At 39.2% G+C, this 25,497-nt stretch carries 20 protein-coding genes and 1 other annotated feature; of the genes, 13 read left to right on the forward strand and 7 right to left on the reverse strand.

Annotated elements, in window-relative coordinates; all coding sequences use genetic code 11:
* Positions 1–201 precede the first annotated feature (201 nt).
* Entirely contained in the window at positions 202–1,134 is a 933-nt protein-coding gene (locus tag ACO1B7_RS12735) for a LysR family transcriptional regulator (protein ID WP_005265710.1), read from the forward strand.
* Positions 1,135–1,204: 70 nt separating this feature from the next.
* Here the strand turns inward: ACO1B7_RS12735 and ACO1B7_RS12740 are convergent, their stop codons facing one another.
* The 4 genes from ACO1B7_RS12740 to ACO1B7_RS12755 are packed head-to-tail and all read right to left on the reverse strand — an operon-like array spanning position 1,205 to position 4,385.
* A complete protein-coding gene (locus tag ACO1B7_RS12740; protein WP_004844441.1) occupies positions 1,205–1,825 on the reverse strand; it encodes a BMP family ABC transporter substrate-binding protein in 621 nt (206 codons plus the stop codon).
* Entirely contained in the window at positions 1,813–2,259 is a 447-nt protein-coding gene (locus ACO1B7_RS12745; RefSeq protein WP_213073079.1) for a BMP family ABC transporter substrate-binding protein, read from the reverse strand. Before ACO1B7_RS12745 ends, ACO1B7_RS12740 begins: the two co-directional genes overlap by 13 nt.
* 33 nt (positions 2,260–2,292) lie before the next feature.
* Positions 2,293–3,369: an apurinic/apyrimidinic endonuclease family protein gene (locus ACO1B7_RS12750; RefSeq protein ID WP_000738084.1), complete on the reverse strand. Its 1,077-nt coding sequence runs from the start codon at positions 3,367–3,369 to the stop codon at positions 2,293–2,295.
* A gap of 26 nt (positions 3,370–3,395) precedes the next feature.
* Complete coding sequence (locus ACO1B7_RS12755) at positions 3,396–4,385, reverse strand: isopenicillin N synthase family dioxygenase (RefSeq protein ID WP_005090782.1); 990 nt, start codon at positions 4,383–4,385, stop codon at positions 3,396–3,398.
* 344 nt (positions 4,386–4,729) lie between these two features.
* Here ACO1B7_RS12755 and ACO1B7_RS12760 point away from each other — a divergent pair, with 344 nt between their 5' ends.
* Both ACO1B7_RS12760 and ACO1B7_RS12765 read left to right on the forward strand, forming a co-directional pair.
* A complete protein-coding gene (locus ACO1B7_RS12760) occupies positions 4,730–5,785 on the forward strand; it encodes an aromatic ring-hydroxylating oxygenase subunit alpha (protein WP_000991568.1) in 1,056 nt (351 codons plus the stop codon).
* Between the two features lie 197 nt (positions 5,786–5,982).
* Positions 5,983–6,216, forward strand: coding sequence for a hypothetical protein (locus ACO1B7_RS12765; protein ID WP_005265709.1), 234 nt, complete (start codon positions 5,983–5,985; stop codon positions 6,214–6,216).
* Between the two features lies 1 nt (position 6,217).
* On the opposite strand, the gene ACO1B7_RS12770 is transcribed toward ACO1B7_RS12765, so the two are convergent.
* A protein-coding gene (locus tag ACO1B7_RS12770) for an IS3 family transposase (protein ID WP_155861479.1) occupies positions 6,218–7,437 on the reverse strand; the annotation gives its coding sequence in 2 pieces (ribosomal slippage) (positions 6,218–7,161 and positions 7,161–7,437; 1,221 coding nt in all).
* Positions 7,046–7,162, reverse strand: a sequence feature (AL1L pseudoknot). (Overlaps the previous gene by 117 nt.)
* 496 nt (positions 7,438–7,933) lie before the next feature.
* Here ACO1B7_RS12770 and ACO1B7_RS12775 point away from each other — a divergent pair.
* The 7 genes from ACO1B7_RS12775 to ACO1B7_RS12805 all read left to right on the forward strand — a co-directional run bounded on the left by ACO1B7_RS12775 (position 7,934) and on the right by ACO1B7_RS12805 (position 20,477).
* Positions 7,934–8,287, forward strand: coding sequence for a helix-turn-helix domain-containing protein (locus tag ACO1B7_RS12775; protein ID WP_129717896.1), 354 nt, complete (start codon positions 7,934–7,936; stop codon positions 8,285–8,287).
* A 311-nt stretch (positions 8,288–8,598) separates the two neighbouring features.
* Positions 8,599–10,926, forward strand: a complete 2,328-nt coding sequence (locus tag ACO1B7_RS12780; protein WP_129717894.1) for a type I restriction-modification system subunit M — start codon at positions 8,599–8,601, stop codon at positions 10,924–10,926.
* The gene (locus ACO1B7_RS12785; RefSeq protein WP_131274296.1) at positions 10,926–12,269 is read left to right on the forward strand and encodes a restriction endonuclease subunit S; all 1,344 of its coding nucleotides are present in this window, start codon (positions 10,926–10,928) and stop codon (positions 12,267–12,269) included. Before ACO1B7_RS12780 ends, ACO1B7_RS12785 begins: the two co-directional genes overlap by 1 nt.
* Before the next feature lie 187 nt (positions 12,270–12,456).
* The gene (locus ACO1B7_RS12790) at positions 12,457–13,374 is read left to right on the forward strand and encodes an Abi family protein (RefSeq protein WP_129717439.1); all 918 of its coding nucleotides are present in this window, start codon (positions 12,457–12,459) and stop codon (positions 13,372–13,374) included.
* Positions 13,375–13,409: 35 nt separating this feature from the next.
* On the forward strand, positions 13,410–16,676 hold the full coding sequence (locus tag ACO1B7_RS12795) for a type I restriction endonuclease subunit R (RefSeq protein WP_423090227.1): 3,267 nt from the start codon (positions 13,410–13,412) through the stop codon (positions 16,674–16,676).
* A gap of 327 nt (positions 16,677–17,003) precedes the next feature.
* Positions 17,004–19,187 (forward strand): McrB family protein, encoded by a 2,184-nt coding sequence (locus tag ACO1B7_RS12800; RefSeq protein WP_337971658.1) that lies wholly within the window; start codon positions 17,004–17,006, stop codon positions 19,185–19,187.
* A gap of 12 nt (positions 19,188–19,199) precedes the next feature.
* Positions 19,200–20,477 carry an McrC family protein gene (locus ACO1B7_RS12805; RefSeq protein ID WP_044109162.1) on the forward strand — a complete coding sequence of 426 codons (1,278 nt, stop codon included), beginning with the start codon at positions 19,200–19,202 and terminating at the stop codon, positions 20,475–20,477.
* 122 nt (positions 20,478–20,599) lie between these two features.
* Here the strand turns inward: ACO1B7_RS12805 and ACO1B7_RS12810 are convergent, their stop codons facing one another.
* Complete coding sequence (locus ACO1B7_RS12810) at positions 20,600–21,478, reverse strand: competence protein CoiA family protein (RefSeq protein ID WP_129717435.1); 879 nt, start codon at positions 21,476–21,478, stop codon at positions 20,600–20,602.
* Positions 21,479–21,580: 102 nt separating this feature from the next.
* On the opposite strand from ACO1B7_RS12810, the gene ACO1B7_RS12815 reads away from it, so the two are divergent.
* The 3 genes from ACO1B7_RS12815 (at position 21,581) to ACO1B7_RS12825 (ending at position 24,357) form a co-directional block, all read left to right on the forward strand.
* A complete protein-coding gene (locus ACO1B7_RS12815) occupies positions 21,581–22,564 on the forward strand; it encodes a hypothetical protein (RefSeq protein ID WP_129717433.1) in 984 nt (327 codons plus the stop codon).
* Positions 22,565–22,597: 33 nt separating this feature from the next.
* Positions 22,598–23,284, forward strand: a complete 687-nt coding sequence (locus tag ACO1B7_RS12820; protein ID WP_129717431.1) for a metallophosphoesterase — start codon at positions 22,598–22,600, stop codon at positions 23,282–23,284.
* A gap of 836 nt (positions 23,285–24,120) precedes the next feature.
* A complete protein-coding gene (locus tag ACO1B7_RS12825; RefSeq protein ID WP_129717429.1) occupies positions 24,121–24,357 on the forward strand; it encodes a hypothetical protein in 237 nt (78 codons plus the stop codon).
* Positions 24,358–24,364: 7 nt separating this feature from the next.
* Here the strand turns inward: ACO1B7_RS12825 and bioB are convergent, their stop codons facing one another.
* Positions 24,365–25,366: a biotin synthase BioB gene (bioB, locus tag ACO1B7_RS12830; RefSeq protein WP_004278930.1), complete on the reverse strand. Its 1,002-nt coding sequence runs from the start codon at positions 25,364–25,366 to the stop codon at positions 24,365–24,367.
* Between the last annotated feature and the right edge of the window lie 131 nt (positions 25,367–25,497).

Genomic DNA, 25,497 nt, shown 5'->3' on the forward strand with positions numbered 1-25,497 from the left:
ATTAATTAAATAAAAACAATTGCTTAAACTTTTTTAAATGAGTGATGATGCTGAAAAAGCAACGGGATGCACTGAAAATAATGCTTTAGGTCCAAAAAATGGCTGCTACTTAATGGCAAGTTTTTTGCTTCTATTTCAATAGCTCATTCAAATTTATAAATGGATTGGGGCTTTAAAATTGGAATAGGATGTGATGTTAAAATGAGTACACGTGGTCTTCGCTTTCACTCAGCAGCAATTCATTATTTTGATGCTGTACGCCGGTGCGGTTCAATCAGGGAAGCAGCCAGACAATTAAATGTCGTATCTTCTGCTGTAAACAGGCAAATTTTAAAACTCGAAGATGAAATTGGAGCACCATTATTCAATCGGGTGCCTTCGGGTATGGTGCTTACTCATGCAGGTGAGTTGTTTTCAAGACATATCAGTTTAGTACTGAGAGATACTAAACGATTGCAGAATGAATTGGATGCACTGAAAGGGCTTTATAAAGGTCATGTTGAAATTGCGAGTGTTGAAACACTAGCGATTAATTTCCTGCCAGAGATTATTGAAAAATTCCAGGTCAAATATCCTAATATAACTGTAGGGGTTACAATTTTAGGCTCAAAAGATATCCCTAATGAAATCATTGAAAATCGGGTGGATCTAGGCTTGGCTTTTGCCTTGCCAAAGCATAATGATTTGCACCAAATAGCAATATCCCATTTTAAATTAGGTGCAATTGTATCGACTGACCATCCGCTGGCTTCTCAAAAGACGGTGTCATTCCATCAGTGCCTCGACTATGATGTGATTATGCCAAAACCTAATTTGTCTATTTATCAACAGTTGGCGCCATTATTTGCGGGTGCACAACATGCTATTCCAAATTTTAAAATGCAAACGAGTTCTTTGGAATTAATGAAACAGTTAATACTCAGGAATAAGGGAATTGGTTTTCAGACATTCTTTGGGTTGGAAAATGAAATAATTAATAATCGCCTTCGCTATATTCCGCTTAATGATAACAATGGTATCTACTGTGATTTAGGTCTGTATTCACGTAAAGGTCATTATCTTTCTACAGCAACAGACGCTCTCTCCAGGCTTATTACAGATGAAATCCTACAAAGAGGCGAAGCTGGACAATAAACATAACCTGAAAAGTACAACTAAAAAGCTAAGCCCTTATCGAAATCCCTCAATAAAGGCTTAGCTTTGTTTATTTTGGATAAGCAGCATCCACGCCTTTAACGAAATAATTCATACTCATCAATTGCGTATTTGAGAGATGTTTACCTTTTCCCAAAAGTAATGTTCCATCTTGTTTGTAAAGTGGTCCACTAAACACAATATATTGACCGTTACGAATTTTATCTCGGACTGCCAAAACCTTCATTTTTTCATTGTTAGAGACCATTGGACCAAAACCTGCTATATCGATGGCACCTTCCTTGACACCATACCATGTCGATCCCGACTTCCATATTTTGTTATGCACTTGCTGCAAAACAGGAGTATAGATTTTTTCCCAATATAACACTGATGCAGCTAGGTGACCTTTAGGAGCAAACTTACTCATATCTGAGTTCCAGCCAAAGCCAAATTTCCCTTTTTCCTGAGCAGCTTTAACTACAGCGGGTGAGTTGGTGACTTGTGATAATATATCAGCATTTTGCGATATTAATGCAAGTGCAGCCTCATGCTCTTTTCCTGAATCAAACCAAGTGTTAATCCAGACTATCTTGGTCTTAATTTTTGGATTTACAGATTGAGCCCCAAGTGTATAGGCATTGATGTCTCTAATGACTTCAGGAATTGGGAATGGTGCTACAACACCCAAACATTACTTTTAGTCTTATAGCCTGCCAATACCCCTTGCAAGTAAGAGCCTTCATAGGTTCGGATATCATAGACTCCCACATTTTTTGCAGTTTTATATCCGTTCGCATGCATAAAAATGGTGTTCGGGAACTGTTTAGCTACCTTTTCAATGGCATTCATATACCCGAAGGTAGTAGCAAATATAACCTTATTTCCTTGTTGTGCGAGTCTCCGAAATGTACGTTCAGAGTCGGCATTATCTAGAATATTCTCGATATAAGAGGTCTTAAATTTACCCTGTAAGGACTTTTCTGCTTTCAGACGACCTATATCGTGTGAATAAGACCAACCATAATCGTTTTTATGAGCGACATAGACAAAAGCCGCTTGATCAGCGGCCAATGCTGGATTGGCCCCACTGATGAGTAAAAGTCCTAAAAGAAAGACTGGCATTTACGAAAATATTTTTTAAATTAAGTAGGTTATTCATGCTGATTCTCTTTGAAGAGTATCAGTTGAATTTTGTTTTGCCATAAATATTGCCAGTCGCTCCTCATAAATCTCACGAATATAATGGGCAACACTGCAACTGTCGGCAAACATGTTGTATTTCCAATTTAAACCATACGACTCTAAATTGATATTATCAACAGTCATAAGTTGAACTTTAGAATTTGGATTGTTCAAGTAGCTATCAATGATTTTACGAATGACTTCTTTGGTTGGTGCAAGCTTATATGCATGCCAGAAGTCTGTATGCCATTCACCTTCCGTAGGTTGATTAAATGGATACTGAATTCCTCGGCCAGGACGATTTGTTCCTAAGCCATTATATGGTCCTGTTTCAAATGCTAACCAGTTAACTGGATTATTCGGGACTGCAGGACGGATCTGCCCCCATGTAACTAAATTTCGATTCAGCCAATCATCTGCAAAACTATCATTATTAAAAGGATCTAACTTTCTGATAGCTTCAGGATCATCACGCATTTGTGATACAGCAAGCTCAATTTCATTTTCAATTTTAAAAATACAATGGCTGTAATCCATTGCAAACTCAAACGGCACACCTTCTTTTTCTATAAGATCTGCCACCGGAATTACTCGACGATAATCTTCAGACCAGTTATCAACGTGGCACTCTAAGGTAACCGTTATTCCTTTACTTTGAGCGTAGGTGTAGAAATCGATATAAGTTTTAGCAACTTCTTCGTTCGTTACATAATGACCATCTGCATGTTTTGCCCAAATCATCATGTTGTGGAATTTGGCCCCTACAGCGGCACTACGATTAATATCCTGTTTGAATGCTTCCTCATCCTTGCCAATGACATATAAGCCACAACCAGAATAAATAGGGATATTTGTTTTCTGACTTGCCTTGATGTAAGCATCTATTTGACTATCTTCAAGAGGGATACGATCCAGAAAATCAAAGACCTCCGCAGCTTTTAGCATTTCGAACTGTTCGAGAATAGTAGGCTCATTCAGGCTTACTGGTCGTTCTTTTGATGAGTTTTGAATGCCTAAACCAGCACAACCTAGAGGAAACATTTTTTTCATAATTTTGATACCAACTGTTGAATAAATTAAACGGCTTCTTTTTTCGATGCGTAAGTTTTTTGATACATATAGGCTAGGTACTCACCTACAGTCATTTCTTTAGGTTCAGCCTTAAATTGATCACCTAAATTTTGCAGCGTTTTGATTTTGTATTCGTAATCCAAGTCAAAGAAGGTTGGAACCGAATAACGTGAGACACCTGCTTTACTATTGAAAACACGGTGCATATTTGAGAGGTAGAGTCCATTAGTCATGAATTGGACTAAATCACCGAGGTTTACGATAAAAGTATCTGGTATGTGAGGTGCACGTATCCATTCACCCTCACTATTGCGTACTTCTAGTCCACCTACTTCATCTTGCAATAAGAGCGTCAGTAACCCCCAATCAGTGTGCGCACCGCACCCTAGCTGATTGTTTACAATTTTTTCAGATTGAGGAGGATAGTGAAGCATACGGGTAATAATGACAGTTTCATCATAGCCTGCCTCGAAGTAGTTTTCTTCAAGCCCAAGAGAAAGTGCCAATAGGCCAGCTAGATGCTTACCCAGTTTTAAAGTCTGTTGAATATAGGTTTCGGTCTGGGTCTTCATTTCAGGAAGATCTTCAGGCCACTGATTCTGCCCATGTTGTGGATAGCTTTTTTGGACATATGGGTGACTTGAATCTAGATTTTTCCCTGACATGAACCCTTCTTTTAAGTCAGGAGGAGAGCCTTCATCAAGTGTTTGAGCTGCCATTGGTTCATAACCACGAAGGCATTTGGAGTTTTTGAAATCAACTTCTAGTTTCTTTTCAATCGGAAGGTCAAAAAACTGTTTTGCAATGTCTAATTGTTTTTGGAGAACTTCAGAAGCGATACCATGATTTTTAATATAGAAGAAACCTGTTGTTCTGCATGCTTTATGGATTTCCCACGCAACAGATTTCCGGTTTTCCAGGTTATCGGAAAAACTGTCGCTTAAGTCGATTACTGGAATACTTTTAGCCGTAGAAGGTGGTGTGTATGTCAACATTTTTGTGGCTCTTTGAACTTTGTTGTTATCAACTTAATGACAATTTAATTCCGTGCATAGCAGAGAATCTCGCTCAACTCGTTGCCAAAAAGGCAACACTAAATAAAGTCAGAGTAGTAATAGGAGTCCAAGTAATTCAGCATCAATTAAGAATTGTGATGAGTTATAAAATGCTAGTTATTCGTTAAGTTTAGATAAGAAGAACAATAATAAGAAAAGTGTTCTAAAAATTAGAAATACCATTCCTAAAGTCTTTAATAGACAGATAGAAAAGAAAAAGTCATGATGCAGCAATGCTAAGAAGTTTGAATTAATCAATAACTTATAAGAGGGGCAGCGCTAAAATGAATGCAATACCAGTTCTCAATTTATTCACTCAGCCACAATGTAGTCAATTTGACCCAAATGACTGGAATATTCTAGCGCAGCATTGGTATCCGGTAGTTCAAATCCAGGATGTAACGACTCAACCGCAGCAAGTTCAGCTTCTTGATGTCAAAATGGCTATTTATAAAACTGAAAGTGGAGAAATTCATCTGGTAAGAGATATCTGTCCACATCGAGGAGTGCCATTAAGTAAAGGATGGGTAGAAGGTGAAAATATTGTTTGTCCCTATCATGGGCTCAACTATAACGCACAAGGTAAGTGCGTAAAAATCCCTGCTCAACCAGAACTTACCCAAATTTCAGATCGGTTCACCTTAACTAAATTCCCTGTAGTTGAGAAATATGGACTAGTTTGGACCAGCTTATTTAGCCGTGATGAAAGTGAAGCTAATTTTCCAGTTCTTGAAACTTGGGATTCAGATGAACATCAATCAATACTCCCACCATTTGTTGATATAGCAGGTTCTAGTGGTCGTCAGCTTGAAGGTTTTATCGATGTGGCACATTTTGCCTGGGTGCATAACAAGGCATTCGCTGATCGTGATAATCCAGTAGTGCCAAAATATGAAACTGAAAGAACAGATTATGGACTTAAAACGATTTATATCTCTACAGTAAGTAACTTTCCTCATAGTTTGAGACATTTAGAGCCAGAGAATTTCTTATGGAAACGAGAATTTGATGTATATCCTCCATTCTCGGCAACACTTACTGTCTATTTTCCTAACAATGGGATTTTAAAAATTTTGAATGCTTGTTGTCCTGTTTCGCATAATCAAACCAGGCTATTTGTTCCGTTGACACGTAATTTTGATACGACGGGTGACCTACAGGCTGTATATGACTTCAATGCACAAATTTTTGCAGAGGATCAGGATATTGTTGAGAGTCAAAAACCGGAAGAACTTCCATTAGATGTTTCAATGGAGGCGCACTTTGCAGCAGACAAATCTTCAACGACATATAGACGGATATTGGCAGAATGGGGATTAAGTAAAAGATATGTGGTCTAGGGATATAAGATAACCTGATTCTCACGATTGGTTGAAATATAAGGGAAATAGTTTCCCTTATATTTTTAGAGATTGATTTCGCAGAAATACTAATATAAAAGTGACTAACCATTTATCGTAATTTCATTGTCTTAGCTTCTTCTAATTAATAAACTTGATTTTGTTACAATATCAAGTTTATACAGGGAGAGACATAGATGGTAAACCAGTATGGTGGAAGTAGAGAAGGGGCAGGACGTAAAGCTCTTTATGATGAACCTACAAAAGTTTTGCGTGTTCCAGAATCTCGTGTAGTTGAAATCAAGAACTATCTCGCAAACTCAAAGAAAGCCAAGTTCGACGATGTAGCTTCTATTACCTTGGTCAATCCAAGTACCGTTATGCATATCCCCTTGAACCGTACCGGGTTTGTCGGAGACTTTTTTATTTAAGTTAGGCCACCTGACCTAACGGGTTAATCTTATCATAGTACATTGCTTCAAACTCAAAAGGCGATACATAACCCAGTGCACTGTGTACACGCTTTTTATTGAACCAATCTACCCAGTTTAGTGTCGCAAGTTGTACATCTGCTAAACCTTGCCAATCTGCTTTTAGATATTCAATCACCTCTGTTTTGTATAAGCCATTCACCGTTTCAGCCAGAGCATTATCGTATGAATCACCAGTTGTACCGACTGATGCTCGTAAATTTGCAGCTTCTAAACGATTGGTATAGCGAATAGAAAGATATTGAACACCTCTATCGGAATGATGAATCACATTCTTTGGCATGCCTCGATCGTGCAATGCTTGCTCCAATGCATCGAGTACCATATCTGTATTCATCCGTGTAGATACTTTCCATCCAACAATTGCTCGTGAGAACACGTCATTAACAAATGCGGTATATACCCAGCCTGAATGAGTTTGAATATACGTAAAGTCACCCACCCATAGTTGGTTTGGATGATCAGCATTAAAATTACGTTTCACTAAATCATCTGCCCGTTTTTGGTCATCTCGGTTACGGGTGGTTTGTTTATTCTTACCACGCCAAACACCTTGTATACCTAGCTTTTGCATCAATCGAGCAACTGTACAACGTGCAATCACATAGCCTTCACGTTTCAGTTGTTGCCAGACCTTACGCACACCATACCGACCTGAACTTTCTTTCCAAATTCGCTTAATCTCCTCAGCATGCTGCAAGTCATGTAAATCTCGTTTCGCTCGATGTTCTGGATTTACTGTGAGATCTAAAGTCCGGTAATAGGTTGAAGCAGCGATCGGTAAAATCCTACAAATCGCCTCAACACCATATCGATCTTTATTGTTAAGGATAAAATCCACCATTATTTGTGTGGGCGGTCGAGCTCCGCCTGGGCGAAAAAAGCGGCTGCTTTACGTAGAATTTCATTGGCACGTTTTAATTCTTTAATTTCACGTTCCATTTGCTTCATTTTTTCTTGGTCAGATACCTGTTGTACTTTGGCGGGATTTTGTTGATCTAAGTATTTTTGATGCCAGGCACGAAGTGTTTCAGGAGTACAACCAATCTTAGGCGCAATTGCTGTGATTGCAGCCCAAGTAGAAGGATAATCTTTTTCAGATTCAATCAATAATTGAACCGCTCTTTCTCTAATTTCGGGGGTATAGTTTGGTTTTGTCATCGGGATAGTCTCTCAGAATATTGACTCTCCGACAAACCTGGTACGGTTCACTCCTTATTTTTTTAATGTATATAGAGACATGCTTAAAAAGTTAATTTCAAAAAAAAGATCAAGAAAATGGTTATAAATGTGAGTGGTTTTTGATGAATTTGAATTCTTTTTAAACTAGGCTAAGGGTTTGCTTAGATAGATTTTTTTATTTAAGTTATTGATTCTTTGTTTTTGAATGTGACTGGTTTAACTGTGTTTTGTATTTTTCTTATTTTATTTATACGGAAGAGCGGCCAAGATTGAGTCCATCGGAAACTGATGATGGGACGTTCATTATGTTCAGTTTTAGCTAGGGTAAATGCGCATTTAGTTAGGCATAGATATTAACAAAGAACTGGCAACTAACATGAGAGCTGTGCCATATTTGGATCTAAAGATTTTGGTATTTTGACTAGATTTTTATATGACGGCGGCACAACACATAGCTAGATGAGGATAATAAATAATGAATTATTCCGAAAATGATAGTCCGATATATATTGCGTCAGTAATAGGTGAGCGCCTAAAACGCATCCGATTGAATCAAGATATGACACAAGCGGAGATTGCTAATAAAGCTTGGATTAGTCGGAGAGCTGTCCTTAATGCGGAGAAAGGCGACGTTCGACTAGTAGAGCTGATCGCTATTTTAGGTGCGCTCAATATGTTGGGTAATCTAGATCAATTGATACCTGAAGTATCATTTTCACCGATACTGTTGCTTAAGCTCAAAGGTAAAGTTCGCAAAAAAGCCTCAGGTAATAATAAACGAACTCAAAAACTGGTTATAAAGACCGCAAAGCCAGAATTAGATTGGTGATATACCTTCACGATAAAGAGCTTGATAGGTTTGAGGGAGTACCAAAATGGTATGGACAGACGTGAAGGGCTTACTAGAACAAACTTTTAATGATCGGTGTATTTTATATCAACCTTCAATCTGTCCCATTGCTCATTATTGAGCATAAAGCTAAAAATTTCTTTATTTTCAATAATACTTAAAAAACTCATAGGCATACTAATTAATATTCTTTTGTACAGTCTATCTCTAGCAAAACATGTTGTTAATCAGGCACAATCATCACTATAAATTTCAAGTTTTTATAGCCTGAGCGCTAGCGGTATTTTTTAATGACAAATAATAATTTTTCACAAGTAGCAGCTTTTATCTGGTCGGTGGCAGATTTACTGCGTGGAGACTTCAAACAATCGCAATATGGTCGTGTGATTTTACCGTTTACGCTGTTGCGCCGTTTAGAGTGTGTACTTGAAGCCAGTAAGGCAGATGTATTGGCAGCCAATGAAAAAGTGAAACTCATGCCACTGCCAGAAGAAGCCAAAGAAAAAATGCTGCTGAAGGCAACCAATGGCCTGTCATTTTTTAATACCTCCGAGCTGGATTTAGGCAGCCTGGGTCAAAAAGATATTCGTTCAAACCTCAATACTTATATTCAAAACTTCTCCAAAGACGCACGTGAAATCTTTGAACACTTCAAGTTCGACGAATTTATTGGTCTCCTGGATGATGCCAACTTGCTTTATAAAGTCGTTCAATATTTTTCAGACCCTAAAATTGATCTCAGTCCAAAAAATATATCTAACCATGAAATGGGCTTGGTGTTTGAAGAACTGATCCGCCGTTTTGCCGAAGGTTCAAATGAAACCGCAGGGGAACATTTTACCCCGCGTGACATCGTTCGTTTAACTACAGGCCTAGTATTCAGCAAGGATGATGACGTTCTGAATGGTGACGGTATCATCCGCACAATTTATGACCCGACGGCGGGTACGGGTGGATTTTTATCCTCAGGTTCTGAATATGTCTATGAGCATAATCCTGATGCTGTGATGCGGGTTTTTGGTCAGGAGTTAAACCCTGAGTCTTATGCGATCTGTAAAGCAGACATGCTGATTAAAGGTCAGGACGTGCGTAATATCAAATTGGGTAATACGCTATCCAATGACCAGTTGGCGTATGAGAAGTTTGACTACATGCTATCGAATCCGCCATTTGGGGTGGACTGGAAGAAGATCGAATCAGATATTAAAGACGAGCATGAGCAAAAAGGCTTTGAAGGTCGTTTTGGTGCAGGCTTGCCACGTGTATCTGATGGTTCATTGCTGTTCCTGATGCATCTGATTAGCAAGATGCGTAATAAAGACGACAGCACGGCGCAAGGCAGTCGTATTGGTATTATTTTGAATGGTTCGCCGTTGTTTACAGGTAGTGCGGGCAGTGGTGAAAGTGAAATCCGCCGTTATATTTTAGAAGCAGATTTGTTGGAAGCGATTATCGCGCTACCCACCGATATGTTCTATAACACCGGTATTGCGACGTATGTTTGGGTACTCAGCAATAAAAAAGAGACTCAACGTAAGGGCAAAGTACAGCTGATTGATGGTAGTAACCTGTACAGCAAAATGCGTAAGTCGCTTGGCTCTAAGCGTAATGAAATGGGCGAAGATGATATCGCAATGATTACCCGCAGTTATGGTGACTTTGAAGTGACGGATGCACGTGAACTGGATAAACCCGCAGAGGTTAAATCTAATCGTGGTCGTCAATCGGCTAATCCTAAAAATGAAGCTGCTAAAACCTTTTCTAGCAAAATCTTTAACAGTTACGAGTTTGGTTACCGCCGTGTGACTATTGAACGTCCTTTACGTTTATCTGCTCAGGTGAGTGACGACGCCGTCGCATCGTTACGTTTTGCACCGAAGCCATTTAATGCGGTGATGCAAAAAGTGTATGCGCAATACGCTACGGACTGGACAGAAGACACTTATGGTCAGCTTGATGAGTTTGATGTGGAAATCCGTGCGCTGATTAAAGCTGAATTTAGCGAGCTGAAAGAAAAAGATATCAAGACGGTGCTTGAGCCAAAACTGTGGTTAGAACAGCGTAACTTATTAAACAAAGCGAAATGTTTACAAGCCAAGATTGGTACGGCGCAGTTTGATGATTTTAATGCCTTTGATGATGTACTCAAGCAAGCTTTAAAAGTTACCAATGTGAAACTGGAAACTAAAGAGAAGAAACAATTCTTAGATGCGATCACCTGGAAGAATGCCGATGCTGAGCCAGTCGTCAATAAAGTGGTGAAAGGCGCTGAAAATCCGCTTTATGGTCAGTTTAGCTATAAAGGTAAAGTGGTTGAGTTTGTGCAGGATGGTGATTTGCGTGATGCGGAGAACATTGCGCTTGACCCAAGCCAAAGCACCACAGATTTAATCGAGTCTTACTTTAAGCGTGAAGTGCAACCGCATGTGCCTGATGCGTGGATCAATGCCGATAAGCGTGATGCTCAGGATGGCGAGATTGGCATTGTCGGTTATGAGATTCCGTTTAACCGTCATTTTTATGTGTATGAGCCGCCACGTGACTTAAGCGAGATTGATACGGATTTGGATGCGGTCAGCCGTGAAATTATGGCACTTCTTCAAGAGGTGCATTCTTAATGTCGAAGTATCAGAAATATGCTGAATATAAAGATTCAGGTGTTGAGTGGTTGGGTAAAATACCTAGTCATTGGAACTATTTTTCAGGGAAAAGAATTTTTGCTTCTGTTAGAAAATCAGCTTTCGAAACAGATCAGCAATTGGCTGCAAGTCAAAAATATGGAGTCATCCCACAAAAACTTATGATGGAATTAAATGATTCCAAAGTAATGTTGGCTCTAAAAGGAACGGATTCTTTTAGGCATGTAGATGAAAACAATTTTGTCATTAGTTTGCGTAGCTTCGAGGGCGGGATTGAGTATAGTCAATATACTGGATGTGTTTCACCAGCATATACGGTTCTGCAAAACAAGAAGACAATAAGTTATTCATACTTCAAATATCTATTTAAAAGTGCACCATATATTGCAGCCTTGCAATCAACAACTGACAGTTTAAGAGATGGTAAGTCAATATCATATGAACAATTTGGTGGAATTCCTCTTCCACTATGTAATGTTGATGAACAGCAAAGAATCGCCAACTTCCTCGACCATGAAACCACAAAAATTGATACCTTAATTACCAAACAAGAAAAGCTGATTGAACTGCTGAAAGAAAAGCGTCAAGCGGTGATTAGCCATGCAGTCACCAAAGGTTTAAATCCTGATGTAACGATGAAGGATTCAGGTGTGGAATGGTTAGGGCAAGTGCCTGAGCATTGGACGGTATCTAAATTAAAACACTTTGTTAATGTTGTAGACTGTAAACACATTACTGCTGAATTTTTTGATGAAGGTATTCCCTTAGCTAGTATCGGTGAAGTAAAAGGTTGGAAGGTTAATTTATCGAATGCAAAATTGACCAATGAAAAGTATTACCAAGAATTAATTGATGGTAATCGTAAACCGCAAGTAGGTGATATTATCTATACACGTAATGCAACTGTTGGAGAGGCATCGTTAGTTCATGCTGAATTACCAAAATTTGCGCTTGGGCAGGATGTTTGCTTAATTCATATTATTCAAAAACTTTCATCAGAATATCTTTTGCATTTTCTCAAATCTGAAATTATTAAGATTCAACTTAATTCGGCAATGGTAGGTTCTACTTTTAAGCGAATAAATGTAGATGATATTCGTAATTATGTGATTGTTATTCCTCCAATCGAAGAACAAGAATGTATCTTAAAAGAGTTAGACCAAAAAATTGAAAAATATGATTCGTTGATTAATTTTGCTGTGAAACAAATTCAATTAATGCAAGAACGCCGTACAGCCCTTATTTCCTCTGCGGTCACAGGCAAAATCGACGTACGCAACTGGCAACACCCCAATGAGGCTAAAACGGAGTTAAGCCTATGAATATTCTCAGTTGCCTCAAACAAATGTGGACTCAAGCAGATACAAAAAATCATTGCATAAATAATTGCAATGATTCACTATATGCTCAACAACACCCGACAAGGCTAGGCAAGCAATTGCATCCTCAAACTGTCGGGTTACTTGTTTCTGGAGCCCTAAAAAATATAACAATCAGGGCAAGCCAGTTATGAAATCTTTTAACAAGCCTGCCAAAACCTTTGCTGAACAAATTGAGCTATTAAAAGCGCGTGGTATGCAATTTGCCAATGAACAACAGGCACAATTTTACCTAGAGCAAATCAATTATTATCGCTTAGGTGCCTATTGGCTTCCGTTTGAATACACCCATTCACCACATTGCTTTAAACCAGAGACCAGTTTTGAACAGGTTTTAGAGTTATATGTTTTTGATCGTGAATTAAGGCTACTCATCCTGGATGCCATAGAACGTCTGGAAGTTGCCGTTCGGACCCGTTTTGCCTATGAATTGGCACATCGGCATGGTTGTCATGCCTATCTGCAAGGGCAATACTTTAAACCCGCCTTTAGATGGCACAAATTATTAGAATCAATTGCAGGCGAAGTAGATCGAGCAGACGAAGTCTTTATCGAACACTATAAACGTACCTATGATGATCCCGAATTGCCACCGATTTGGGCCACCTGCGAAGTCATGAGTTTTGGTCAACTGTCCAAATGGTATCAGCTCCTGGCACCGATTCAGACACGTAAAGCCATTTCCAGTCATTTTGATTGCGATGAAACACAGTTTGAAGGCTTATTGCAGCATTTTGTCTACTTAAGAAATACCTGTGCTCATCATTCAAGACTATGGAACCGCAAATTTACCAAAACCATCGCCAAGCCACGCAGTAAGCCGATGGGGCTTCGGGTGCAATGCAATTTTGAACCTAGTAACTCGGCAGAGCGAAAAATTTATAACAGTCTGGTATTTCTACTCTATTTCATGGACAAAATCGCCCCGCAGCATACATGGCGTAAACGTCTGATTGATCTGCTTTTGACACATCACAACATATCAAAAACAGCGATGGGCTTCCCTGAAGATTGGCAAAGCCATCCTATTTGGCAAATAGAACAGTAATAAAGAAATTTGAGTATCGAGAGGGTTGGGGAAACATGAGATCGGATGCAACTTTAGAAACCATCTTCCAGCAAGATATCATTGCACAAATGCAATCACATGGCTGGATTGTGGGTTCTGGGCAGGGCTACAATTGTGAAAAAGCCCTGTATGAGCAAGATGTACTCGACTTTGTACAAAAGACCCAACAGGTCGAGTGGCAGAAATTTAAAAACATCTTCCCCAATGATACCGAACGCCATTTTTTAGATACCGTCGTGGCTCAGCTTAAAAAAGCCGATATCAATGCCACCGATGTTGAATCCCGTAGTTATGGCACATTGGGCATACTCCGCCATGGCATCAAGACCCGTGGTACACGCTTTTCATTCTGTCAGTTTAAACCTGAACATGGTCTAAATCCCGAACTGAATCAACGTTATCAGCAAAATATCTGCCGTGTCGTGCCTGAACTGGTGTATAGCCCATATACATCCAAAGCCGAATTAGAGGCAACTGGCAAACAAGCCAAAAAATGGCGGATTGACCTGGTCCTGTTTATCAATGGCTTTCCTGTGGCAACTCTGGAACTCAAGTCCGAGTTTAAACAGGCTGTGCAAAATGCCATGACACAGTACCGAAAAACCCGACTGCCCAAAGACCCTGAAACCAATAAGCCTGAACCGTTGCTGATGTTTAAACGCGGTGCATTGGTGCATTTTGCGGTAAGCCAGTATGAAGTCTACATGGCGACGCATTTGAGTGGTGATAGCACCTACTTCCTGCCATTTAACAAAGGTACTTCAGCCCAAGGTGCAGGCAATGATGTCCCTGAAGATGTCAACGAATATGCCACAGGCTATTTATGGAATGAAGTCTTAACACCTGATAGCTTGCTGAATATTTTGGGTAACTTCATTCATTTACAGATTGAAGAAAAGGAAGACTGGGAAGGGCGCAAATACAAAAAGGAAAGTCTGATCTTCCCTCGTTATCACCAATGGAAAGTGGTGAATAACCTAGTTCAAGATTCATTGGCAGAAGGCACAGGGCAAAAATACCTGATTCAGCACAGTGCCGGTTCGGGTAAATCCAACTCGATTGCATGGACGGCGCATCAGCTTTCCAGTCTCTACGATGCCAATAATAAAAAGATGTTTGATTCTGTGATTGTGGTGACAGACCGAACCATCTTGGATGCACAGCTTCAGGATACGATCTATCAGTTTGAACATGCCGATGGCGTCGTGGGTCGGATTAACAATAAAGAAGGTGATGGCTCTAAATCCGAGAAACTGGCAAAAGCCTTGGAAATGGCGCAGCCGATTATCATCGTCACCATTCAGACTTTCCCGTTCGTACTGCGTGCCATTGAAAACAGCACCAGTTTAAAAGAACGTAAATACGCCGTCATTGCCGATGAAGCCCATTCATCGCAAAGCGGTTCCACGGCGCGTCAGCTCAAAGAAACTTTGATGATTGAAGAGCGTGAAGAAGATGAGCAGCTTTCTTCGGAAGATGTACTCGATGCGGTGATGGCATCACGTAAGGGCAGTGCAAACCTAAGCTTCTATGCCTTTACCGCAACCCCAAAGGATAAAACCTTACAACTGTTTGGACGCTTGCCCGATCCAAGCATGCCGCCGTCTAAAACCAATATTCCTGTGGCATATCACGTCTATTCGATGCGCCAAGCGATTGAAGAAGGATTTATTTTGGATGTACTGAAGAATTACACCAACTATAAAGTCATCTACAAGCTCAAGCAGAAGATCGAAGAAAAAGACGCTCAGGTCGATGCCAAGAAAGCCAAGACCAGGCTGAATCAGTGGGTACGCTTACACGATCATAATATCTCGCAAAAAGTGAATATCATCATTGAGCATTTCAAGAAAAATATTATGGGCTTACTCGGTGGACAAGCCAAAGCCATGGTGGTGACCAGTTCTCGTAAAGAAGCGGTGCGTTATAAACAGGCCTTTGATAAATACATTGCTGAACAGAACTATGCCAACATTCAAGCCATGGTGGCATTCTCAGGCGATGTAGAATTTAATGCCAATGATGCAGACAGTAGCCATCTGTTAGGTCAAAAATTTACCGAAAGCAATATGAACCCGAATATGAAAGGTCGTGAGATGCGTAAGGCATTCGATAGCGATGACTTTCAGGTGATGATTGTGGCAAATAAGTTCCAGACCGGCTTTGATCAGCCGAAACTGTGTGCCATGTACGTGGATAAGAAATTGGGTGGGGTGGAGTGTGTACAGACCTTATCGCGCTTAAACCGGACTTATCCGGGTAAAGCGGAGTCAGGCACCTTTGTTCTGGATTTCTTTAACGATCCACAAGACATTCTGGATGCTTTCCAGCCATATTATCAAACGGCGGAACTGGCGGATGTATCCAATCCTGATCAGGTTTATGATCTGTTTGAAAAGCTGAAAGCCTCAGGCATTTTCCTCTGGACTGAGGTAGAACAGTTCGTTGAGGCCTTCTACAGCAAAAATAAATCCAGTGCAGCACTCGCTAACATCTGTAAGCCCGCTTTACAACGTTGGCAGCATCGCTATAAACAAGCCATCAATGATTATGATGTCACCAAGAACCGTTTAGAACGCTGTAAACAGACAGGTGACGCCGTACTGATTGCCAATGCTGAAAATGAGTTTGCAGAAGCGAAGAAAGCGCGTGATGCTCTGGAAATCTTCAAAAAGGATTTAGGCAGTTTCACCCGTTTCTATGAATTTATGTCTCAAATCGTGGAATATGATGATCAAGAACTTGAGAAGCTCAGTCTTTTTGCGCGTAACTTACGCCCGATGCTGCGTGAACAAGCTGCGGACGAAGATGAAATTGATCTGAGTAATGTAGCAATGAGCCATTACCGCTTGTCTAAGCTTCGTCAGCAGGATATTCAGCTTAAAGCAGACAGTACTGAGCATAAATTGGAGCCTGGGAATGATTTGGGTACAGCCAAGGCGAAAGACAAGAAAGAAGACTTCCTGTCGGTGATTTTAAGCCGTGTGAATGAGATCTTTATCACGGATAAGCTGACCGATAAAGATATGATTAATTATGTTCATACCGTGGCAGATAAGATGTCTGAGAACGTACGGATGATGAAGCAGATTCAGAACAACACGCGTGAGCAGGCGATGCTCGGTGAGTTTGATACAGCATTGGATGACGCCGTATTGGATAGTAATGAAGCTCATACGGAGCAAATGACACAGCTCATGAGCGATCCTGCAAAGATGAGGCAGTTTGCGCATATCATTTATGATGTGTTGGTGAGTAAGGAAAAGGATTTAAGAAGTTAAAGGAACACAGGTTCGGGTAACGCATGCAACAGTTAAAATCAGCAATAACTTCACTGAATGTATACCCATCCAGTAACTTTTAGGGCGATTGCTTTATATGATTCACCATTATGAAGGATGTAAGAAGTGATTTCACCTGAAGAAGAATTTGTCACGTTGATTGAACAGTTTACGATTAAAAATACCAATGATGGGTTGCTGTTCTAAGAGAACTTTAAAGTTTTTACAGATTGTCCGTATAGCCTTGCTAAGGCTTGGAGGAAGTTAAAACCGAGTGAAATCATTTATTAAAGCGTAAAGAAATAGATTTTTAGTTTGGGGAAAATGATGGATTTTTGGGTTGCAGGAGCAGATTGGGATGGCGAAGATCAGACGGCGGAATTTATTGAAAAAGGCATTTGGCAGAATGGCTATACAGATAAATATCTGGATCGCGTAAATGCTATTCAAGCAGGGGATCGAATTGCAATAAAAGCAATTTATGGCCAAAAATATAATATGCCATTTAATAATTACGGTTGTCTTGTAAGCTGCATGAAAGTCAAAGCCATTGGTACCGTAAAGAAAAACTTAAATGATGGACGTACCTTAGAAGTCGAATGGGAGCAACAATTTGAACCTGAAAAAATAATTTACTTTTATACTTATCGCCAAACAATCACCCGTATAAAAAGAAAAGATGTCCAAGACTGTATCTTTTTAGGCCATACTCAGGATTTAACTGAACTTGAAAACCTCTATAAAAAACGATCAGAGAGTAGAAAAGAAAAGCTAACGGATGAATTTATTCTGAAGCAGTTTAAAAATGTTCCGAATTTTAATCACATTGAACAAAATACTGAGCATCGAAAGCTTTTTCTCGAGTTGGCAAGATATATCCATGAAACACCTATGGATTGGTGGGTTGCACCTTCAGAGCGGCCTCCGGTTAGATTCGGCACAAACAATAAATTCAATGGGCGAAATAGTACAGTGAGCTATGTGGCTGCTGTTGGTTTCGATCAAAATGGCACATTCTATATTCCAAATGAAAATGAATCAGAGTTTTCAATAGATGAGTTAGGAACAATTCGATTAACGGCCTCCAAATTAGAAGAACTCAAAAGCATGTCCTTGAACAAAATGGAAACTGATCGAGATCCTTTTGTGGGTTATTGGCCGGAAAACTATAACAATATCGAGATGATAGAGACCGATATGAATCCATCAGAACAGATAAAACAGCCCCTAAACCGTATTTTATTTGGTGCAGCGGGTACAGGTAAAACTTACCATACGATTAACCATGCCTTATCCATTATTGAAAACAAACCTCTCGAAGTTTTAGAACAAGAAGATCGCACGGCGCTAAAATTACGTTTTGATCAGTACAAAGAACAAGGTCAAATTAAGTTTGTCACTTTCCATCAAAGTTTTAGTTATGAAGATTTTGTGGAAGGGATTCGTGCTGAAACGGATGATAATGAGCAGTTAAGCTATGATGTAAAAGCAGGCGTATTTAAAGAGATTTGTGAAGATGCCCAAATAGAAACTGATGCTAAGCAAAATAATGTATCAGCACCGATTGAAGCCAGTATCAATAGTGCAATTGATAAACTCATTACTCAGGCTAAAACAGAGGAAATGATTTTTCATACTAAACGTGGTGCGGAAATTAAAGTATCAAGTAATTCAGCAGGTACGTTATTTGCTTGTACATCTACAGGAAGTAATATCACTTTATCTATTAGGCATATTCGTAACTATTTGAAGACACAAAGTGACATTATTGTGGATCAAAAAAGTTATGAATGGGCTATCGCTAATTCATTACGTTCAGAAGTTGAATATGTAAATTCTATTGAAAAAGTAAAACCTTATGTACTCATCATTGATGAAATCAACCGAGGTAACATTTCCCGTATCTTTGGTGAATTGATTACGCTAATTGAAGATTCAAAACGTCAAGGCGCAGACGAAGCATTGTCGGTGACACTTCCATATTCTAAAGATGACTTCTCTGTACCTGATAATGTTTACATTATTGGTACCATGAATTCGTCTGACCGATCTTTAACAGGTTTAGATATTGCCTTGCGCCGTCGCTTTACTTTTATCGAAATGCCACCAAAGCCTGAGCTTCTAACTGGCGTTGAGGTTAAGGGTTTGGATATTAGAAAGTTATTAGAAGTCATCAATCAGCGTATTGAGGTGTTATTAGACCGAGATCACTGTATTGGGCATGCCAACTTTATGACTTTGCAGAAAGATCCATCTCTTACTAACTTAGCGCAAATATTTAAGCAAAAAATCATTCCTCAGCTTCAAGAGTATTTCTTTGATGATTGGTCTAAGATCAATATGGTGCTCAATGCAAATGGCATGCTGCGATCTAATGGTATAGATAAATCAGTATTATTCCCAAATGTAGCACATGAATCGGAGAGCTATTTTGAGGAGCAGAAAACATGGGAAGTCGTCGATGATGTATTTAATTCAATAGAGAGCTTTACTAAGATTATTAAGCACTAATTGGGGATCGTGATGCCTGATTTTACCGTCCGAGAATATGCCTTCATTAGCGTTGCTTATGAAGGCTGTCCTGATCCAACTTTAGACCATGCTTATATATCTGGGAAAGCATTTGAGCATCTATGTGAGCTCTCAGCATCATTTTCAAAGCACGGTGCGAAAGTATTTGAGTTGGCAGGGCGAAGAAAGCTTAAGCTTGATCAATATGTGGGAGTGATAGAAACCCCATGTGGTACACGGATTGAAATCCTCCCTAAACATGTGGAGCTTAATGGCAGTGATGATCAAGATATTATTCAGCAAGAACGTAAACTGCTTCAGAAAATGCTGAGTGTTTCACTACATTTACCATATAGAGAAGCAGGAAGTGCCAATTTAAACCGCTTTAAACAATCTTTGCATGAATGGATTATGACGCAGTTCCTTGCGTCGTTTGAGCGTTTGGTACAACGTGGTTTACGTTTTGATTATAACCGTGTGCAAGAGGAACAAAAGTTTTTACGTGGACAATTACAGCATGTGAAATATATGCGTCAGCCACTTACAAAGAAACATATCTTTCCGATTGAGCATGATGTTTATGAGGTGAATCGACCTGAAAATAGATTGATACGTACAGCCTTAGAAGTGGTGTGTAAAAAGAGCAAAGACGCAAGTAATTGGAAATTGGCGCAAGAGCTGAGACTCATGACCAATGAGATCCCTCGAAGCCAAAAGATTAAGCAGGATTTTAGACAATGGCAGTCAGGACGTTTACTCGCTTTGTATGCTGAGATTAAACCTTGGACGGAGTTAATCTTAGGTGAATATATGCCTGTATCTACTCAGGGGGAGTGGCGTGGCATGAGTTTACTCTTCCCAATGGAGAAGCTATTTGAGCACTATGTTGCTTATCATCTACGCCGTAACTTACCCGAATATACTGTGAAGACACAGTATGCGACGGAGCATATTTGTCAGCATCAAGAACGTCGTATTTTTAAGCTTAAGCCTGATATTTTCATTGAATGTCTGAATGCAAAACCGATTGTGATGGATACCAAGTGGAAGTTGATTGATCAAAGTGATCGAGCTGGGCGTTATGGTTTGAAAGACAGTGATATTCAGCAAATGTTTGCTTATAGCCACTATTACCTCAAGCATGACAGTGATGTTGTACTTGTCTATCCATATCGGAAGGACAAGTTCACGCAGCCATTGGATGACTTTAAGTTTAGGCTTCCCTCTAGTGCAAAACTACGTGTAGTACCTTTCAATGTAGATGATCCAAAAAACTTCAAAATTATTTAGTCTTTTATCTTGTGAGGTTAGTACCATATTTGGGACTTAAAGCTACTTTTTAGCTAGATAGGTCCCAATTTAAGTACTTATCATTTGTCGTGATTAGGCAAGTATTTATGGGTAATATGCCTTTATTCATTGAGTTCTTTGAGTCTTTGTAAAACCTGTTCCGAGAATGGGAGCCAGTAGTTCCAAGATTTATATGTAGGATTGTATGAACCGCGTCCTTCACGTTTCCATTCTTTTAGCATCGCAGTGATTGCAGGGTTGTATGCACTATTTACTGAAATCATACCACTCGCAAAATGGCGAACATTAAGGTGCATGCCTTTAACTTTAACTTTAAATTTATAGTCCTGCCAATTCGGACTGGTGTTCTGTAGTTCAGGCGTTACTGGTAGTGTGGTGGTTACTTTGAAGGAAGTAGAAGCTATTTGTTGCTGAGTGGATTGTTCTTGCGGAAGTGGGTAAATCCATTTTCTATTGTCTAGATTCTCGAGGATTTGCTGTTTGGCTTCTGTACTTGGAATTGCAATATCATTTCTAAGAAGTGATGATAAATCGACTTCAATACATTTTGATTTAAAAACCTCAATGCGTTTTAGTTTTTCAGCATCAATAAAATGAGTGACTGCGATCTCAATTAAAATAGGTTCGCCATCAAAATAACCAATAAGGTCAGGGCGAATTAAACCGAGAGAAAATTCAGGTAATAATTTTTCGAAGGTCCACCATGCAGCTTCACTATCTGAGTCAGGTAGAGCAGGAAGCATAAGTCCCATAGATTCAACAATAACCTCTTTGGCATATTTATGTAGTACGGATTCAGGGTTAATCGTACAGCTTACTTTATTACTTGCATGAGCAAAATGATGTTCCTTAATCTCACCTTTACGAGCGATAACAGCTTCACCACATTCAAAGCAAGTGCATTGGCATGCGAGCCCACGTTCAACCTGCTTAATATTAACCAATTTATTATTTTCGTTTAATGCAATATACATCGTCATGATTAAAATCCTTTAGGAAGTTGATTTACTCATTCACTATGCTTGTGATCTAATTGTCCAAACACCGTATAAAGGGGAAATACGGGTAAAATGGGGGTTTAAGTGTCTGAATTAAAATTAAAAGTTTTTATTGTGTTAGATGGGATTTTAAAGAAGGACTTAGCAGATAACAGGGCATACGATTGCTTAAAAGTAATCTGTAGCGCATCGATTGATGCTTTAAATGCTCAAAATGAAGAACCAATAACGTATACCAGGTATCAACTAAAACTTATTCTTGATGGTCAGCAATCTGTTGTATCGATGGATTCTAAAGATCTAGGGAAGTGGATGAGTGACAAAAAATTAAGTGCATACATTGATCGTGTCATCACAAAACATACTAAAAAATTTGAAGAGATTGGTTATATTCCAGTTGTAAAAACCAACGATACAATTGGAGGAAAAGGGAATGAGCGCCGTTATTGGTTAGATATTACAGAATATGCTCAGATCCAAAATGAAGAGGATCAAAAGCTTGATGAAGATGAAATTTCTTATGAACGGGTAGATCCTTCAGAAATTAAATTGTCCTGGTTTTACCGATTTATTTTTAAAAATGGTGAAATGAAAAATAAAAGTATAAGAGGACTGTTTATGTTAATCGTTCTTTTTGGCAGTTTTATTTCATGGGCTATATATGTTTGTGCATTTTCATTAGTTTTAGTACGTGAAGGACAAAATTTCACGACTCTTGATTTGTTGCTTATAGTCTGTCTAATTGGATTTTCTTACCTATCATTCAAATATTGGTACATTCCGTTATGGAATTTACCAGAGCATCGTGTCATTAAGGCACCTATGACTTTTATTTCACTTAATGAAGATCATGCTGATATTGAGATGTATCGTGATAGAGAGCGTAATAAATTAACACGTGTAACTCGGTTTAGAGGGATATGTCCGATTTGTTCAGCAGAAGTTATACTTAGAACTGGTCAGCCTGATCATAATTTGCCGTTAGTTGGACGTTGTGTAGAAAGTCCTTTTGCGCATGTGTATAGCTTTGATCGAGTACTAATGATTGGGAAGCTGTTAAGTCGGTAATCATATTGAAATTAAGGGTGATCATTTAAGTCAATGAATTATTCTCCTATTTTGACAATCAATACAAATCAAACGGATCATATATATGTGGTTGGTGATTTGCATGGCTGTTATAGCCTTTTGATGCAAGAACTCCAAAAAAATCATTTTGATTTTCAGAATGATGTGCTTATTTGTACGGGTGATCTTGTAGATCGAGGTGAAGAAAACTTAGCGTGTATTTCATTACTAGACCAACCTTGGTTCTATACGGTGCGTGGTAATCATGAAGAAATGTGTATCAAGTCACCTCATGATCCTAAAATAAAAGATATTCATGCACGTAATGGAGGTGAATGGTTTTATCAGTTATCTCAAACACAGCGGCTAGAAATTATTGAGCTTTTTAAGCAGTTGCCTTTAGTCATAGAAGTTCAATTGGAACATAAAAAGATTGGTGTGGTGCACGCAGACATTGACATACATAATTGGAATGCCTTTAAGCAAGATATTAGTCAAGGCGACTATAAGATCTCTGGTGTAACTTCTGCTTATAGCAATGCACTTTGGGGGAGAGGACGTATCCGTAATCATTCAGAACATTATGATACTGTGGAAAATATTGATGAAATTTATCTAGGCCACACAATTGTAAAAGAACATACTAAAATTGATAATTGCCATTATATTGATGTCGGCTCTTCTTTCACCAAGAAGCTTTGTATTGTAAAAATCCAGTAAACACGGTGATGTGGTAGGGGAGTTCGGTGGTGAAAAAAGTTCAACAGGTCAAAAAAGCAACACTTGAATCATGTATCCTAGCTTGTATCCCGTAATTTTTTAATATTAATTAGTGTAATAAAAACAATAGGGTAGGAGAGGGTTGTTGTCCGTCTGGGCCCACCATATAAAACAACCCCTTACGTGCATTAATCATAAGGGGTTTTTTGTTTTTGGATATTATGAAATCTGAAGTAAGCAATTCACTTAATTGATCGTCGTTCTTATCTCGAAGGACTTAAAATGGGTTGCCTCCACTGATAATGAACTTTTCTAGTTTGCCTTTCAATAAAGATTCTTCGTTACCAGCTTAATAAAAAAGCATCTCCCTCAGATATTACTTTTGTTATCTAAATTCCATAAACATCCTCTTTAATCAAAAAAAAAGTTCATATTTATGAAATAATTGTGATGTAGTTCAAAGAATATCTGCAAAAAAAGTGAAAAGTAGATGAAATGCATTTTACAACTGAAAAAATTATGCTAATTAATATGAGATGATTTTTTAGTCAAAAATCATGATGTTTCAGGACGGAATATCTTAAGAAGCGTATTAAAAAAATGATTAAACAGGAGTTTCAATGATGCTTCAGCTTTTAAGAAAATTGTTTTGTTTGCATATTTATGAGTATGAGCAAATGCAAGAGATCGGGGAACACAGGGAGTGTCGTAAGTGCGGTACGAATAAGGACTAAAGTTTTTGCAAGAAAAGTGAGCAATGGCTCACTTTTTTTATGCTTGTTATGGGCTAATTTCCGTTAAAATTAAAGGGAAATTTCATCACGATGAACAGGCATATGAGTAAAGATTTTCATGCAGATACCTATATCGTAGACAGCAAGCTGGCAGATACGCTGCACTGGCTCAGCCTGCATCAAGATAGTTATGACTCCTTTAGTTATGATGCAGTCACGCAAGCGCTGATGGTGCATCATGCCAATGGAGTAGATCAAATCCGAGTCGGAGATTATCTGAATGCCCGTTATGGCATTTTAATTACTGCACATAACTTTTCTGCGAGTTCATCAACTTAAACAGTGATTAACTTGCCATTGCATCTGTAGCCAGACTGCGAACACTCGGTTTTGGCTGTTCTGCAACTAAACCTAATTTTGCAAAAAGTTGCTGATCCCGGCCTTGGGATGTATTAGGGGTCGTCAGCAGTTTTTCACCAGAAAAAATAGAATTGGCACCGGCCATAAACGCCAAAGCCTGATCCGAATCGCTTAAGGATTCGCGGCCGGCAGAAAGGCGAATATAACTTTTAGGCATTAGCAAGCGTGCCACGGCAATGGTCCGAATCCATTCAATCACATCCAATTTTTCTACATCTGCCATCGGTGTGCCTTCAATCGGCACCAACATATTAATCGGCACAGATTCCGGATGAATCGCCAAAGTTGCAAGTTCATACAATAAACCAATCCGGTCATCACGGCTTTCACCCAGACCCACAATACCGCCGCTACAAACTTTCATACCAGCCTGACGCACATGATCCAGAGTATCCAGACGATCATCAAAGCTACGCGTGCTGATGATATGTGAATAGTATTCACGAGAAGTGTCCAGATTATGGTTGTAATAATCCAGTCCTGCATCTTTCAAGCGTTCAGCTTGCGATCCATTTAGCATCCCCAGTGTCATGCAGGTTTCCAGACCGAGTGCTTTAACTTCACGTACCATTTCCAGCACATAAGGCATATCGCGTTCATGCGGGTTGCGCCATGCAGCCCCCATACAGAAGCGTGAACTTCCTGAGGCCAGCGCCTGTTTGGCTTCCTGAATCACTTTATCCACAGCAATACGTTTTTCAGCTTCCAGTTTGGAATCATAATGCGCTGATTGTGAACAGTATTTACAGTCTTCAGGACATTTACCGGTTTTAATCGAGAGCAGGGTACTCACCTGAACGGTATTCGCAGTGAAATGTTCACGATGAACCTGTTGCGCCTGAAATACTAAATCCATTAAAGGCTGCTGATAAAGTGCTTGTATTTCTTCACGTGACCAATCATTACGTACCGCATCACTACTGTTCATCTCTTTCCCTATCTATGCTTATTTATCATTCGGTTCATCTTAATAAAAATAAGCTTTTGCTTCACTAGCAAAATATGACCTTATATAAATGACAAAGCCCACACGAGGTGAGCTTTGTTTTTCAGTTGCCA

The organism is Acinetobacter lwoffii (assembly GCF_049367455.1).
Lineage (GTDB): Bacteria > Pseudomonadota > Gammaproteobacteria > Pseudomonadales > Moraxellaceae > Acinetobacter > Acinetobacter lwoffii_W.